General features: G+C 68.2%; 16 protein-coding genes and 1 pseudogene. 10 read left to right on the top strand and 7 right to left on the bottom strand.

The window, feature by feature from the left end; translation table 11 throughout:
- Positions 1-2: 2 nt before the first annotated feature.
- Positions 3-749: an NAD(P)-binding domain-containing protein gene (locus AB0L53_RS55245; protein ID WP_364013826.1), complete on the bottom strand. Its 747-nt coding sequence runs from the start codon at positions 747-749 to the stop codon at positions 3-5.
- 153 nt (positions 750-902) lie between these two features.
- On the opposite strand from AB0L53_RS55245, the gene AB0L53_RS55240 reads away from it, so the two are divergent.
- Genes AB0L53_RS55240 through AB0L53_RS55225 form a run of 4 tightly spaced genes read left to right on the top strand, consistent with a single transcriptional unit; the run spans position 903 to position 3,485 of the window.
- The gene (locus AB0L53_RS55240) at positions 903-1,733 is read left to right on the top strand and encodes a helix-turn-helix transcriptional regulator (protein WP_364013823.1); all 831 of its coding nucleotides are present in this window, start codon (positions 903-905) and stop codon (positions 1,731-1,733) included.
- 8 nt (positions 1,734-1,741) lie between these two features.
- Complete coding sequence (locus AB0L53_RS55235; RefSeq protein WP_364013820.1) at positions 1,742-2,065, top strand: hypothetical protein; 324 nt, start codon at positions 1,742-1,744, stop codon at positions 2,063-2,065.
- A gap of 9 nt (positions 2,066-2,074) precedes the next feature.
- Positions 2,075-2,899, top strand: coding sequence for a class I SAM-dependent methyltransferase (locus tag AB0L53_RS55230; RefSeq protein WP_364013817.1), 825 nt, complete (start codon positions 2,075-2,077; stop codon positions 2,897-2,899).
- Between the two features lie 43 nt (positions 2,900-2,942).
- Positions 2,943-3,485, top strand: a complete 543-nt coding sequence (locus tag AB0L53_RS55225) for an SMI1/KNR4 family protein (protein WP_364013814.1) — start codon at positions 2,943-2,945, stop codon at positions 3,483-3,485.
- A 28-nt stretch (positions 3,486-3,513) separates the two neighbouring features.
- Here AB0L53_RS55225 and AB0L53_RS55220 read toward each other — a convergent pair whose 3' ends face one another.
- Positions 3,514-4,827, bottom strand: a complete 1,314-nt coding sequence (locus AB0L53_RS55220) for an ABC transporter permease (protein WP_364013811.1) — start codon at positions 4,825-4,827, stop codon at positions 3,514-3,516.
- On the bottom strand, positions 4,824-5,549 hold the full coding sequence (locus AB0L53_RS55215; RefSeq protein WP_364013808.1) for an ABC transporter ATP-binding protein: 726 nt from the start codon (positions 5,547-5,549) through the stop codon (positions 4,824-4,826). Before AB0L53_RS55215 ends, AB0L53_RS55220 begins: the two co-directional genes overlap by 4 nt.
- Before the next feature lie 318 nt (positions 5,550-5,867).
- Between AB0L53_RS55215 and AB0L53_RS55210 the strand changes: the two genes are divergently transcribed.
- The 3 genes and pseudogenes from AB0L53_RS55210 to AB0L53_RS55200 all read left to right on the top strand — a co-directional run bounded on the left by AB0L53_RS55210 (position 5,868) and on the right by AB0L53_RS55200 (position 7,874).
- Positions 5,868-6,197, top strand: coding sequence for a DUF4253 domain-containing protein (locus AB0L53_RS55210; protein WP_364013805.1), 330 nt, complete (start codon positions 5,868-5,870; stop codon positions 6,195-6,197).
- A gap of 112 nt (positions 6,198-6,309) precedes the next feature.
- Positions 6,310-6,444: pseudogene (locus AB0L53_RS55205) on the top strand (VOC family protein); the annotation flags it as partial.
- A 158-nt stretch (positions 6,445-6,602) separates the two neighbouring features.
- Positions 6,603-7,874: an MFS transporter gene (locus AB0L53_RS55200; RefSeq protein ID WP_364013802.1), complete on the top strand. Its 1,272-nt coding sequence runs from the start codon at positions 6,603-6,605 to the stop codon at positions 7,872-7,874.
- A 156-nt stretch (positions 7,875-8,030) separates the two neighbouring features.
- Here AB0L53_RS55200 and AB0L53_RS55195 read toward each other — a convergent pair whose 3' ends face one another.
- Positions 8,031-9,002, bottom strand: a complete 972-nt coding sequence (locus tag AB0L53_RS55195) for an SDR family NAD(P)-dependent oxidoreductase (protein WP_364013799.1) — start codon at positions 9,000-9,002, stop codon at positions 8,031-8,033.
- Positions 9,003-9,065: 63 nt separating this feature from the next.
- On the opposite strand from AB0L53_RS55195, the gene AB0L53_RS55190 reads away from it, so the two are divergent.
- Positions 9,066-9,641, top strand: a complete 576-nt coding sequence (locus AB0L53_RS55190) for a TetR/AcrR family transcriptional regulator (protein WP_364013796.1) — start codon at positions 9,066-9,068, stop codon at positions 9,639-9,641.
- A gap of 82 nt (positions 9,642-9,723) precedes the next feature.
- On the opposite strand, the gene AB0L53_RS55185 is transcribed toward AB0L53_RS55190, so the two are convergent.
- Positions 9,724-10,476 carry a TetR/AcrR family transcriptional regulator gene (locus AB0L53_RS55185; protein WP_364013793.1) on the bottom strand — a complete coding sequence of 251 codons (753 nt, stop codon included), beginning with the start codon at positions 10,474-10,476 and terminating at the stop codon, positions 9,724-9,726.
- A gap of 70 nt (positions 10,477-10,546) precedes the next feature.
- Here AB0L53_RS55185 and AB0L53_RS55180 point away from each other — a divergent pair, with 70 nt between their 5' ends.
- Entirely contained in the window at positions 10,547-12,076 is a 1,530-nt protein-coding gene (locus tag AB0L53_RS55180) for an FAD-dependent monooxygenase (protein WP_364013790.1), read from the top strand.
- 60 nt (positions 12,077-12,136) lie between these two features.
- Here AB0L53_RS55180 and AB0L53_RS55175 read toward each other — a convergent pair whose 3' ends face one another.
- Positions 12,137-12,361, bottom strand: a complete 225-nt coding sequence (locus tag AB0L53_RS55175; RefSeq protein WP_364013887.1) for an alcohol dehydrogenase catalytic domain-containing protein — start codon at positions 12,359-12,361, stop codon at positions 12,137-12,139.
- Between the two features lie 129 nt (positions 12,362-12,490).
- Between AB0L53_RS55175 and AB0L53_RS55170 the strand changes: the two genes are divergently transcribed.
- On the top strand, positions 12,491-13,378 hold the full coding sequence (locus AB0L53_RS55170) for a LysR family transcriptional regulator (RefSeq protein ID WP_364013787.1): 888 nt from the start codon (positions 12,491-12,493) through the stop codon (positions 13,376-13,378).
- A gap of 726 nt (positions 13,379-14,104) precedes the next feature.
- On the opposite strand, the gene AB0L53_RS55165 is transcribed toward AB0L53_RS55170, so the two are convergent.
- Positions 14,105-14,644, bottom strand: a complete 540-nt coding sequence (locus tag AB0L53_RS55165) for a DUF1062 domain-containing protein (RefSeq protein WP_364013784.1) — start codon at positions 14,642-14,644, stop codon at positions 14,105-14,107.
- Positions 14,645-14,732: the final 88 nt, after the last annotated feature.

The raw sequence follows: 14,732 nt of genomic DNA, 5'->3' as shown, positions 1-14,732 counted from the left end.
ACTCAGTCGTCGCTCGGGAGCCTGGCCGCACCGGCCGGTTGGCGAACCGCGATCTCGACGAGCTTGCCGACCTGCGCCGCGGGAACGGCGACGCCGGGTGTCTGGAGGGTCCAGCGGAGGAAGGCCTCAACGTTCATGGCGGGCGTTTCGCCGAGATAGGGGTGGATGTATACCGGCGTGTTCGGTTCGCTGCGCCAGCTGTCGGCAAGTGGGCCGATGTCCACCCCGTCATAACCGAGGACGTCCAACAGCCGGATGGTCTCTGCCTTGGCCGCCGCGTCGTCGCCGGCGATGGGCAGGGCGCTGCGGTCCGGCGCTCCCGTCGGCCGGGCGAGGGAGAACAACTGGTGTGGAGTGATGGTGTTGAACACCTTGACCACCTGGGAGTCCGCGAGGTGGCGCTGGATCAGCGCGCTGGAGGTCAGTTCGCCCGCGTCCAGCTCGGCCAGGTGGCCGTCCCGCTCGGGGTAGTAGTTCGCCGTGTCCAGCACCGTCTTGCCGGCCAGCGCTTCGGCGGGGAGCCGCCCGTAGGCGTTCAGCGGGATGGCCGCCACCACCAGATCCGCGGCGCGTGCCGCTTCTGCCGGTGTGGCCGCTCGAGCACCCTCGCCCAGCTCGGCGACGAGCTCGGCGAGGGTCTCGGGCCCTCGCGAATTGCTGAGGACAACCTCGAGGCCGGCCGCGATGGCCAGGCGGGCAACGGAAGAACCGATCATTCCGCTGCCGATGAGTCCGAGCGTTCGGGGCACGACTTGTCTCCATTCATTCGGGTGGATTCCGGGACAGGAGCTCCCGGGTGGCTCGCCTGACAGCGTGGAGCCGCCGCGACCGCCCGGCCAGGCCCGTGTCCTGCGTACTCACGGCGTGATCACCCGCCGCACGCCCGGACGTAGGGTTGTCGCGTGGACGACCGGATCGAGCTGAGCGAGTTCCTCAAGTCGCGCCGTGCCCGTCTGCGCCCGGAGGACGTCGGGCTGCGCGACTACGGCCGAGCGCGCCGGGTCGCGGGCCTGAGGCGTGAGGAGCTGGCCCGGCTGGCGGGCGTGAGCATCGCCCACTACACGCGTCTGGAACAGGGCAAGGGCGACAGCGTCTCGGACGAGATCTTGGGCGCCGTCGGCGCGGCGCTGCGCCTGGACACCGACGAACTGACCTACCTGCACCGGGTAGCACGGCGTCCGCAGCCGTGCGCGGGCGCCGGAGACCCGCCGGAGGTGCCTCTTGGCTTTCGTCACCTGTTGGCGTCGTTCGTGACGACGCCGGCGCTGGTGATCGGCCGGCACACCCAGATCGTCGGCTGGAACCAACTCGCCGTGGTGGTGTTCGGGGACTTCCCCGCGTTGCCCGAGAACCGCCGCACGTTCTCGCACTTGCTGTTCACCGAGCCCTCCGCGCGCCTGCTGCACCGCACCGGTTGGGAGCGGGCCGCGCGCGAGCACGTGGCGCATCTGCGCGTTCTGCTCGGGCGCCATCGCGGGGACGCCGGACTCGCGGCGCACATCGGCGACATGCGGGAACTGAGCGCGGACTTCGCGCGGATGTGGGCCGAGCATCCGGTCGCGCGGCTGCGGTCCCGGACGTACGTGCTGCACCACCCGGTCGTGGGCGAACTGACCCTGCACCGCGAGCTCATCACGCTGCCCGACGAGCCGTCGTGCTGCGGGCTGGACCTGTACGCCGCCGAGCCGGGCTCGGCATCTGCGCAGGCACTGAAAGAACTCGAGAGCCTGTAGGCCCCGGGGTGAGCAAGCCGTCGATCAGCACCGTCATCCGGCCCATGCAGGAAGGCGGCCTGGTGGAGCGGCTGCCCTCCTCGACCCGCGAGCACCGTTACCGGCTCACACCCGGCGGTTTCACCCGCGTGCTGCAGGTCCAGCTTGATCGCATGGGGGCCGGTGCGGAGGCGGCCGAGTTCGGGCTGTCGGTGATCGGGGAGGGCCGCCCGGAACAACGGGACCATCTCGAAGAGCTCCGCGACTTCTGCGAGTTCTCCGCCACCGAGGTACACGACGAATTCATGCGGCGGTGGGAGGACTACCGCGCGGCGAAAAGGAGAAGACGTTGAGGAAAAAAGATGATGAAGGAGAAGATCGACTTCACCGGCGTGGAGCAGACGATGCTCGCCACCCTGTATCTCCGGGCCTGGGAAAGTCGTTCGAAGGATTCGATTCTCCGGGATCACGTCGCGGCCGGCGTCGTGGATCGTATCGACTACGACTTCAGCAAATTGATGGTACGCGGCGGGGCGGCCAACCGGTTCATGTTGGCATTGCGCGCCAAGCAACTCGACGATTGGACCGCCGATCTCCTCCGCCGGCATCCGGACGCCGTCGTGCTGCACCTGGGCTGCGGCCTCGACAGCCGGGCGTTCCGGCTCGACCTGCCGGTCGGTGTCCGCTGGTTCGACGTCGACCTTCCCGATGTCATCGACCTGCGCCGCAAGCTCTATCCGGAGCCGGACGGGTACCGCACCGTCGGTTCCTCGGTCACCGAAACGAGGTGGCTGGATGAGATTCCCCCGGAGTATCCGGTGCTGATCATCGCCGAAGGGCTGCCGATGTACCTCACCGAAAACGAGAACAAGCGGCTACTCCAACAGTGCGCCGACCGTTTCAGCAGCGGCGAATTACTGTTCGATGGATTCGCCCCATGGGTCGTTCGCCTGACACAACGGATGTCGAAGAGGCTGGCCCGCAAGGGATATCCGTCCTACTCGTCGGCGATTCGGGACCGCCGGGAGATCGAGCGGTGGAATCCGCGATTCAGGTATCTCGAGGACGTCCCCTTCCCCTCGCTGTACGCGAAGATTCCCGTGCGCGTTTACCGCGTCACGTACCGGCTCATGAACATGATCCCCGCGTCCAGAGACTTCTACCGGATGTTCCGCTTCGGTTTCTGACCGCGCCGGACACCGGACCCGATTGATCGTTTAACCTTTCCGGGTGACGGACACACCTGAAGGTCTCGCGTTGCCCACAGCCCTGGCCGAGGTGGCTGAGGTCGGCTTCGAGTGGGAGTGGGACGAGGAGACCGACGAGACCCGCGGCTGCGACTTCGAGCCATACGATCACTTCGAGGAGCCTGACCGGACGGCGTGGTGGTTCCGCCTGTGGACCGGCAACCAAGAGGTCGACGGCGGCGAGTTCCGCTTCTTCGGTACGACCGGGTCGGGGGACTACACCGGCTTCTGGCTGGTACGGCCCGATGCGGCGATCACCGAGCAGCCCGTTGTCTATATCGGTTCGGAGGGTGAGTCAGGTGTGATCGCCCGGGATCTCGGCGACCTCCTCTGGCTGTTCGCCGCCGGGCTGGGGCCTGCCGAGGCCTTCACGGACCCCGGCTCCCCCACCCAGCCGAATGAGGCCTTCCATGCGATCGCCGAGCGACACGCAGCCGGCCGCCGCCGTACCCCCACGCAGATCGTCGCTGCCGCACGAGCCGAGTTCCCGCAGTTCACGGATCTCATCGACGCGATGTGTCGCTGAGTGAGACCCACTTGGCCTTAGCACGCCGTCAAAGGGACAGCAGCGACCCGTGCCGTGCTCGCCGCGTGGATGCCAGTCCTCCGGCCAGGCCGCTCACGGCGCAGACCAGCACCAGCCCGGCGTACTGCGGCAGGGAGTAGGCGAACCACGCCTCGCCGGTCGCGGCCTTGCCGAGCGCGGTGAGCGAGGCGGCGGCGATGCCCGTTCCGAGCAGCGTCCCGGCGCACGTCACGATCAGCGTCTCCCAGCACACCGCCCTGGCCAGTTGCCGAGGCTTGATCCCCACGCTGCGCAGCAGCCGGATCTCCTCGGTCCGCTCGGCCATCGTCATGGCCGTCGCGTTGAGCACCGAGATCACGGTGTAGACCACCGCCGACCCCACCAGCATCGGGGCCGCCCACGCCGACGCACCGGTACGGGTGACACCCGCCGCCGCGTCGGAGGTCGCCACGGCGAACAGGAAGGTGCACGCCAGCGCCACGGTCAGCATCACCGGGGACGCGGCCGACATCGCTCGGCGAGGCTGGGTGACCAGCGAGGACCTGGCCAGCATCCCGGCTCCCGGGTCGAGCCAGGCCACCACGCCCCCGAGCAGCCAGCCCATCCCGCGCAGCGCCACCGGGCCCAGCGCGGACGCGCCCACGCAGAGCACCATGGTCGCCCCCAGCCCGGTGGGCACCGCGGCCTTCGCCTTGACCAGCGGCACCAGAAACAGCAGTACGGTGCCCCCGGCCAGCGCCACCCCTCCGGCCACCGCTCTGGGCCAGGGCAGCAGTCGCTGCTGCGCCGCGTTCTCCCGCAGCACCTCCAGCGGGCCCACACCCACCGCTTTGCGTACCGCGGACCGGGCCGCCAGCAGCGTCACCGCCAGCCCGACGACCACCGCCAGGATGAACGGCCCCGTCGTGACCTCCACCGGGACGCCCTCGGGCGCCAATCCGGTCATCCGCATGAACGCCGCCATCAGCGTGGCGTACGGCACGGCCAGCGCGCAGCCCGCCGCGCTCGCCAGCACGGCCACCACCAGCGCCTCCGCCGTGACCAGCCGGCCCACCTGCCGCGGCGTCATGCCGACCGAGCGCAGCAGCGCCCAGGTCCTGCGCTGACTCAGCACGTGCAGGCTCAGCATGCCCGCGACCACGAAGATCGACACGAACCCCGACACCACGGCCGACAGCACCAGCAAGCCCATGACGCCGTTCAGATCGTCGCTTCCGCCCGCGCCGACGACCACCAGCCCGCTGCCACCCACCAGCATCACGGCCAGGAGGACCGCTGTGAACGAAGCGGCGAGGCCCATTCGATTGACCCGGACGTTGTTCCAGGCGAGGACGAGTGTCACCGGCGACCACTCAACCGCATGCCGATCTGGTCCGCCGAGGGCCTGTCCAGGACGTCGACGATCAGCCCGTCGGTCAGGAACAGCACGCGGTCCGCCCGGGCCGCCGCCTCCGGATCATGGGTGACCATCACCACCGTCTGGCCGAATTCGTCGACCGCCTCCCGCAGCAGTGCCAGCACCTCGTGCCCGGTGCGGCGGTCCAGCGCTCCCGTCGGCTCGTCGGCGAACAGCACCTCCGGCCTGCCGAGCAGGGCGCGGGCGATCGCCACCCGCTGCTGCTGGCCACCGGACAACTGCGCCGGGCGATGCCCCTCCCGGCCGGCCAGGCCGACCCGGTGCAGCAACTCGCGCACGCGTGACGGATCGGGCCGCCGCCTGGCCAGGCGGCGGGGCAGGATCACGTTCTGCCAGGCAGTCAGTGAGGGCACCAGGTTGAAGGCCTGGAAAATGACGCCGATCCGGTCGCGGCGGAGCACCGCCAGCTCCTTCTCCGCCAGGCGGGTGATGTCCTGCCCGGCGATCAGGACCGCGCCCGAGTCCGGCCGGTCCAGCCCTGCCGCGCACTGCAGCAGCGTGCTCTTCCCCGACCCCGACGGGCCCATCACCGCGGTGAAACTGCCGCGGGGGAACCCGGCGCTGACCTGCCGCAGCGCGGCCACCTCGGCAGCACCTTTCCCATATGTCCTGGTAACTCCCTCAAGGAGAACCACGTGATCGCTCATGATCAGCAAGCGTGCCGCAGCGCGTCGATCAACGCCCATCAGGTATCTCCCTGATCGGTCCCTGAGGCTCGCTGCACGCCTCCTGAGGGTGCGTCGTTTTGTCATGAACCGCTCAAGAACGTCGGAGCATGCCGCTAACTCAATGCCGCGCCGATCGGTGCCATCGACGCGCTCACCGCCGAGAACGTACTGGTCGGATTCTGGACCGACGGCCCGCTCGGCACTTGGCCCGGACTGGCACCGCCGGGCGTACCGGGCCGGGATTCTGACACGGCTGCCGCACTGCTCGCGGAGTCCCTCGGCGCGGCCCGCCCCTGGTTGCTCGGCCTGGTCCCAGCCACGCGCGGCGCGGACACGCTGACGCTGTGCGGATGGACCGGGCCGTACAACCACACCAACGAAACGGAGGAGATCTCGGCCGTGGTCCGTTCGTGGGAAGAGCGGTTCGGGGCTCGTGTGGTGACCGTGGGTTACAGCACACTTGAGCTGTCCGTGGCCGCACCACCGACCACGCTCGAGCACGCCCACCAGGTGGCAGCCGAGCATGAGGCGTTCGCCCCGGACACCATCTGGCAGGGCTGCGGAGACTTCGAGGACGATGCCGAAGCACTGGTCGGCTCCGACGATTGGTCCTTCTGGTGGGACTGACATCTCGGCCAGTGACCCTCAAGCTCCAGAGGCAAGCGATGGCGAAACAGGTGAACGGACCGGTCAGGAATCGAGAAGCGCGGGTAACCGAGCCGCGCCTAGCCTGACCGCTATGGGTATCACCATTCACGCGAGCTTCCTGCCGCACGACGACCCCGACCTCTCCCTGGCCTTCTACCGCGACATCCTCGGCTTCGAGGTGCGCGATGACATCGGATACGACGGGAAGCGCTGGATCACGGTCGGCATCCGCATCCAGGAGTCGCGCTGAGCCTCGACAGGGCCGGGCTGGCTCACGACCGGCGACGGCAGTTCGCTGAGCCGACCGGAACGGTGAGACCATCGACCCGGCACTGACCGGACGTTCGAGACGGCTCTCAGACTCTGAGGAGGAGACCAGCCCACATGCCCGCCGGAGCGACCCCCGAGGCCAACCGGTCCTACCGCGCGGTGCTGCGCGACCGCCAGATGGCCGGGCTCCTGCTGGGCGACCTCCTGGCCAACGCAGGTACGGGCATGATCATCGTGGCCATGCCCGTACAGACGCTGTCCATCCACGGCAGTGTGCCCAAGGCGATCGCCATCGGGCTGGTGGAGGCCGCGCCGTTCCTCCTGTCCACCATCCTCGCCCTGGCCATCGGACTGGGGCGGGTGAGGGTGCCGCCGCGAACCCTCCTGATCGCCGACTGTGTCTTACGGTCGCTGACCTTCGCCATCCTCGGCGTCTTGGCCGTCACCGAACAACTTTCGCTGCCCGTGCTGATCGTTGGTCTCCTCTTCGGCGCGACGTTCCGGATGGCCGGCTCAAGCAGCCGACGTCTGCTGGCGACGTCCATCGCGGGCGAGAGCGGGCGGTTCGCGGTCAACGGCTTACTCGGGCTGAATTCCACGTTCGCGCTCTATATCGTCGGCCCGGTGCTGGGCGGAGTGATCGTGGCGTCCACCGGCGCGGGCGTCGCGCTCTTCTTCGACGCGTGTGGTGCGCTGATCCTGCTGGCTGCCGTCCTGGTATCCGTTCCCCGAGCCACCAAAGATCGTGACGCGCCTGGTCGCGCAGGAGTCCGCGAATCGGGCTGGCGGATCCTGCGTCGCCGACCGGTCGCCGCGCGGCTGCTGGTGGTCGAGTTCTTCTTCAATTTCTTCTACATGCCGATCGAGGTGGCGCTTCCCCTGTACGTACGCGGGACGCTGGACGCCGACGCGTCCGCTCTGGGTCTCATGTGGGGTGCGCTGGGCATTGGCGCATTCGTCGGCGCCGCTCTCGTCAATCAGTTGCGCAACCTTCCACAGCGTCATGTGCTGATCGCCATCATCGGCCTGTGGGCGATGTGCCCGATCGCTCTGGCGTTCGTCGGCGATCTCGCTCTCGCGCTGATCGTTTTTGGTCTGGGCGGCCTGGTGTGGGCGCCGTTCACGCCTGTCGCGTACAGCTTCCTGCAATCGGGGCTCGAGCCCGACGAACAACAGCAGGTCGTCACGCTCTGGACGACCGGCTCCACGGTGGCCGCCCCGCTCGGCCTGATCGTCGGCGGACCACTGATCGAGCTGGCCGGGAGCACTGGAGGGCTGGTGTTGTCCGGTGGGCTGACACTGCTGCTGCTCCCGATCGCGGCACTGGCTGTGCTCAGACGCGCACCCGGGTCGATCGCGCATTCCACGCGCGATCGGGTGCGGTAAACGGACCTGTCACCAGCGACGGTACGAGATCTCGGGTTGTGTCATCTCCAGCCGGATTTCCCGCTCTCCGCTGGAAGGAACAGGGTCGTACGCCTGCTGACCGCCTACTTCGAGGCCCCGCTGGCGACTCCTATCGCTTGCTGTGGCGTCGAGAAGTCAGACGCGGAGCAGGTCGGTCGAGACCGTCCAGAGGCGCTTGGCGGCGGTGGGATCGAGCGCCCATTCCTTGACACCGTGGGGGTGCTGTGCGAGGTCGGCGTCGTCCGGCACGGTGTAGGCCTCCTGTGCATCGTCGAGGTAGTGGCCTCCGGAGTGAGCGAACTCCGGGGCGACGGCCGCGACGATGCTGGTGGCGGCTCCCTGCTCGACCGTTTTGTAGGTGAAGACTCCGGCGGCCTCGGCCGCGTCGAGCGACGCCTTCTGCTGCGCGGTGAAGTTCCGCTGCAGTCCCGTTGCGACACCGCCGGGGTTCACCGTATTGGCGATGATGCCGTCGGATGCCCAAAGGCGGGTCGCCTCGACGGCGAATAGAGAGTTCGCCGTCTTCGATTGGGCGTAGGCGATCTGCGGGTCGTAGGCGCGACGCTCGAAGTGGAGGTCGTCGAAGTCGATGCCGGAACGCATGTGCGCTGTCGAACTGACCGAGACGATCCGTGCTCCGTCGCGGTCGGTCGCTCCCAGGGCCAGGGCGTCGTGAAGGCCGCAGGCCAGGGCGAAGTGGCCGAGATGGTTCGTCGCGAATTGCAGTTCCCAGCCCTCAGGCGTCCGTTCGAGGCCACCGGTGACCACGCCCGCGTTGTTGATCAGCAGGTGAAGCGGGCCGTTCCACGCGTCGACGAATCGCGTGACGGTGGTCCTATCGGTGAGATCGAGCCGGACGACTCGGGGCCGGATCCCTCCGGTCGACTTCGCGATCGTCTCGGCGACAGCGTCACCCGCGGTCGTGTCTCGAACAGCGAGCGTCACTTCCGCTCCGGCAGAGGTCAACACACGAGCCGTCTCGGTCCCGATTCCAGAGGAACCTCCGGTCACGATCGCGCGGACTCCGGTCAGATCGACGCTCCGTAGCACCTCGGCGGCGGTGCTGGACGAGGTAAAGGACGTGGAGATGAGTTTGGCAGTGGTCATGGCCGCGACTATACAGACTGGACAAGATTTGTATAGTTAGCTTCTAGCTCGTATGCTCGCTTCATGAGCAGTCCCGAGGTTGGTCACCCGCCGCCGTCGACAGTCGCCGACACCAACCGTCGGTCCATGGTTCTGGACTCCGCCATGGTCACGTTCGCGCGATTCGGTTACCGGAAGACCTCGATGGAGGAGGTGGCGCGGGCGGCGCGCATCTCCCGGCCCGGGCTCTATTTCCTCTTTTCCGCGAAGGAGACTCTGTTCCGTGCCGCGGTTGCCCAGGCCTTGGATCGCGACATCACAGCGGTCGAGCACGTCCTGGCCGACACCGGCCGACCCCTTCTGGAGCGTCTCGTCGAAGCATTCGATCAGTGGGCGGGTCGTTACATCGGCCCGCTGACGAGCGATGTCGCGGTGGTCATCGAGGACAATCCCGACCTCCTCGGAGAGATCATCGAGACCCCGCGGCGACGTTTCGAGGAACTGATCACAGACGCGATCGCCATGAAGTCGGGACGAGAGGCGGCATCCCCTGTCGCGCAGACGATGATCAGCGCATCGATCGGCCTCAAGCATCAGATCGCATCACGGGAGGTTTACCTCGAACGACTGGAGATAGCCATCGATCTCCTGCTGCGCTGAAGACGCTTGCCAAAGCCGCGTGGAGGCGGTGATGGCGCGATGGGAGGTCCGGCGGCGCCGGACGTAGCGGCTGTCCTCTTCGCTATGGCCGTGGCCGCCGCCGGGCTACAGCACTGGCCGATGGCGCGGCCCCAGGCGTCCCCAGCAGTGGCAGCCATATCTCGTCCACGATCTCGACGATCGACTCCTCCGGCACCGCGCGCATCGTCATGAACATGTCGTGGCGCAACAGGTCCAGCGGCAGGTTCACCAAGCGGGACGAACGCGGCAGGACGGGCAGTTCGCCGCGCTCGACCGCGCGGGCGACGATCATCTCGAAGGCGGTCGCCTGGCCCGGCGGGAGAAGGGTGTCGCGCAGCTCAGTGAGGCTGGTGCCGGTGTCGCGGAAGTAGCCGGCCAGCTGCACGCTCATCAATGTGATCATGCCCGCTCGGTCAGCGTCGGCGTTGCGCAGGAAGCCGATCGCGTCGTCGCGGAGGTTGCCGGTGTCGGGCACCGCGATCAGCTGCCAGAACTTGGTGAGTGTGGCCAGCAGCAGGTCCTCGCGCTCCGGCCAGCGCCGGTAGAGCACAGGGCGACTCGTGCCGGCGCGGGCGGCGACCGCCTCGTAGGTGAAGCCGTGATATCCGTGCTCGACCAGCACGTCCCACGCGGCGTCGAGGATCGCGTCCTCGAGTTCGGCGCCGCGCCGACGGGATCCGCCGGCGCCACGGGCCGCGCCGCCGCCAGCACGACGTCCCGCCGCCTGTGCCCCGACCACCTCGACCACCCCGATCACCTCGATCACCTCGATCGTCTCGCGCTCCTCCGTGATCCGCCCGCGCTTGAGATTCACTTGCGTATCTTATCGCGGTCACTTACGGTGTCCCCGTTAGATACAGTTGCGTACCTTAAGGCGGATATCAGTGACGTACGACGTCACCATCGTCGGCGGTGGACCCGCCGGCCTGTTCCTGGCCTGCGAGCTCCGCCTCGCGGGAGTCCAGCCCTTGGTGCTGGAACGACGGCCGGAACCAGACCTGTCAGACAAGGCACACGGCCTCGCCGGCCAGGTCGTACGGCTGATGGACAACCGTGGCCTCTTCGAGCGCTGCGGGGGTCGAGGAGTGCCGGAGCCCGCGCCTGGGTTCTTCTTCGCCGGGATGCCGCTGCCGCTGCACACGCTCGGTAAGGAGAACCCGATGTACCTCCTGCCGATCAACCAGCGTGATCTTGAACGGGTGCTCAACGAGCGCGCGGCCGAACTCGGCGCGGAGGTCCGACGAGGGTGGGACGTACTGTCCTTCAGCCAGACCGATGACCAGGTCGACGTCGTGGCACGCGGTCCGGACGGCACCGAGACGACCCTCACGGCCCGATACCTCGTCGGCTGCGACGGCGGCGGCAGCCTGATCCGGAAACTGTCAGGAATCGGCTTCCTCGGCACCACCGACCACGTCGTCGACCGGTCGGCCCTCATCGGGCCGAGCGACCACTTCCGTTTCGCGCCGGGTGGACGTGTCGTGATCGACGGCCTCGGCGAGCTCCCGGCGATGTTCCACCGTACCGGCCGGGGCGTTTTCAACCTCTTGCCGCACGACCCGGAGCGGCCGCTGATCAACACGGCCGAATGGGAACAGCACCCGGCAGGCGACTTCCCGGGGCCGGGTGCGCCGATGACCCTGGCCGAGATGGAGGACAGCATCGAACGGGTCATCGGAGTGCGCCTGCCCCTGACTCCGCCGCCCGAGGGCGCGCCCACCTTGCTTCGCCGCGTGTGCCATCGAAACTCCCGGCAAGCCGATCGCTACCGCGACGGCCGAGTCTTCATCGCCGGCGACGCCGCACATGTCAGCCACGGGCCGACCCTGAACGCGGCGCTGCAAGACGCCGCCAACCTGGCCTGGAAAGTCGCCGCGGCAGTGCGGGGACGGGCTTCGGAAGACCTGCTGGACAGCTACGAAACCGAACGCCACGCGACCGGCGAGCGCGTGCTCATGCATACCCAGGCCGCGTCCGCCCTGCTGGCGCCCGGAGGCGACGTCACCGCACTACGCCGGCTCTTCGCGGAACTCCTCGACCGCACCGAGAACCTGCGCATGGTCGCCGCCACGATGGCGGGCGCCGATGTCCGCTACGACATGGGCGATGAACACCCCGCCGCGCCCACCGGCTGGTTCGTACCACCCCTTGACCTGACCACCGACGACGGACGCGAACGGCGCCTCGCCGAGCTCCTGCGCGACGCCCGTCCCCTGCTTCTCGACCTCACCGGCGGAAACGACCTCGCCGCCACCGCGGAGCCCTGGTACGACCGAGTGCGCCGCGTGACCGCGACCGCCGACGACGCCCCAGCACCCGCGCTGCTCATCCGTCCCGACGGCTACGTCGCCTGGGCGGGCGCGGACCCCGACAGCCTGAAAGCGGCCCTCGCCCGCTGGTTCAGCCCAGCCTGAAACCCTCTTTGACCCTGTGCGTCATGTCAGGACTTGTGTCGTCTGCTGACCAAACGCCGTTCAGCGACACGAATGGTTGGGTTCTACCGTCTCGGCCCAGCCTCCCGGATGGGACAGGCCCGGGATTCGGCGTTGCCTGCAATGCACCTGGTCGCCGGTGCGGCACGCGCGGCAGCTGCCGCCGGACCAGCCGACCGCGACCCAGTCGCCCGGCTCCCAGCCGACGGCGGGTGCGCCGGTCGCCTCGACGGGGCGAAGAGGGCCGCCGGGTTCGGTGACCGCCATGCAGCGGAACATGGTCGACAACGCTTCATCGGAGCGCGTACCAACGCGCTCCTGGCATTCACGAACGGTATGGCCGGCCTGGTTGGCGCGAGCAGCTGTCCGGGGTGAACCGGGTGGTAGCCTCCGGTTATGGCTGAGCGGTTGAACCTGGAGGCGTTGCGGTATGCACGATCGGTGGCGCACGCCCGGTCGTTCTCGGCGGCCGCGCGCGCTCACGGGATCACGCAGCCGGCGTTGTCGAACGCGGTCGCCCGTCTGGAGGAGCGTCTGGGGGTGCGATTGTTCGAGCGATCCCCCCGGGGTGTGACCTTGACCGCCGAGGCGGTACGCCTGATCCCGTTGGTCGACGCCGCTCTGTCGGCGCTGGACGCGATCACCGCCGAGGCGCGGCGGATGGCCGACCCGGAGGCGCACCGTATCCACCTGGGCGTGTCCCCGCTGATCAGCCCGGACCTGGTCGCCCGGGCCTTCGGCGCCGTCCGCCGGCTGCCGGTCCCGGGGGATCTGGTGCTGCGGGAGGCGAACATGGCCGACCTGCACGACGCGCTCGCCGAGGGCGAACTCGACATCATCCTGATCCCGTCGGTGAACCCGCTGCCCCGCTTCGAGCATCGCATCATCCACTCCGAGCCGGTCGTCGTGATCGACGCCCACGCGCAGGTGTCGTCGGAGGTAGAGCTGAGCGACACCGCCGATGCACAGTTCATCCTGGTGCCCGACGAGTGTGGCCTGACCCGGTTCACCACGCAGCTGTTCCAGGAGCATGACCTGCCGCTGCGCACCTATCCGGGCGAGGCCGGCGGCTACCAGGTCCTTGAGCAGTGGGTCGGCCTCGGCCTGGGCACGGCGATCCTGCCCGAGTCCAAGCTGTCGGACGCCGGCCTCACCGCCCGCCCGCTGATCGACGACGGCCGGCCGGTCGAGTTGTTCTACGAGGCCGTGTGGGACCCCACATCCCGCTACGCGGCCGATCTGAGCCGACTCGTCGCCGTGCTCAGCGATAACCGCCGCCTATAGCCGTATTCGTATCGCCGGGCTACCGGCCGCTCGGTCTCGGACATAGCTTCGGCGCATGGCCACGCTGTGGCCATGCGCACTCGAAGCCGAAACGAGGAGACCCATGGCCTACCTTCAGATCACCCTGGACGTCGTCACTGCCCTGCAGCCCTACCTGAACGCGGCTCTGGACGTGCGCATCTACGAGACTGCCTGAGGCTGCCGCCATCAACGGTGGTGGCCTCCGATCACGCGGCCGCCATCACCACTCCCCGAGCCTGACCAGGAACCATGGACGGCGGCGACGGATCGGCGAGGTGCGCAACCGCGACCTCGGCCACGCCCTGCCCGACGACCCCACCTCTGATCTCATCACCACGGTTGATGGATACCTGGTCGTGTGTGGATGGGGCCTCTGACACCGTCCGACCGCCGCCGGTTGAGCCGTCGGCACTCCCCACCACAGACGCCCGACCACGAACGATTGAAAGCTCACCTCCGTGCCCGACCTGCCTGACATGACCGACCAGACCACCCGGCATGAGGTGCCTGGTGTCGACGTGGTCGTTGTCGCCATCGTCGGGATCATGGCACAAACGTCGCAGCAGAACGGGTCGCAGCCTCACACCAGCACCGCGACACCGGCCGCCACCTCCACCAGCTCGCCAAGAACGTCGATCTGGCCAAGGCAGAACACGGCACAGCCATGTTCTGCCTTGGCGGGGAGCGTCGCACCGGCGCTTTGACCTACTGGACCGACCACACCAGGACGAAGGAGAAATCCAGTTTCGTCCTGCGGTTCAGCGGGATATCGATCTTGACCCGGCGAGCGATCTCATTACGGCTGATGCCCAGTCCATGAGCGATGAGCCGTCCGGGACGGACCGGCACGGGATCGTCGAAGGTGACCGTGATCTGAAGGGGCCACGGATCCTCGGGAACGGGAGGTGCGTGGAGTTCCCAGCACCCGTCCCAATCGAGGACGAACCGGTTGCGCCGGGCGATCAACGGGTCGAGAAGGGTGCCGGCGGCGAGGGACGGTGAGTTGTCCGAGTAACCGGCCAGAAGGTCGGCGGGCAGTGAGCGGACCGGGACGCGATCGTGGACGGTGAGCTTGCTGGTCCGGTCACAGGAAACGCAGTTGACCAGGAGCCAAACGTCGAGAAGTTTGCCGTTGGCATTGACGCGGAACTTGCCGTTGCCGATGGTGGCGCGGCCGGAAGGGCAGGCCACGCACCGGAGGGCGAGCAGCGGCAGGCGGGTGCGCCGTACGGCCCAGGGCAGCACGATATGAGGATGTGAAGACATGATCTCTCTGAAGACCTGACGAAGAGCACGAAAAACAGAGCCGACGGCGTCCGTCGGCGACCGATGC

The sequence above is a fragment of the Nonomuraea sp. NPDC052129 genome (assembly GCF_040680095.1).
In the GTDB taxonomy this organism is placed as follows: domain Bacteria; phylum Actinomycetota; class Actinomycetes; order Streptosporangiales; family Streptosporangiaceae; genus Nonomuraea.
This window is presented reverse-complemented; position numbering and strand designations above follow the sequence as displayed.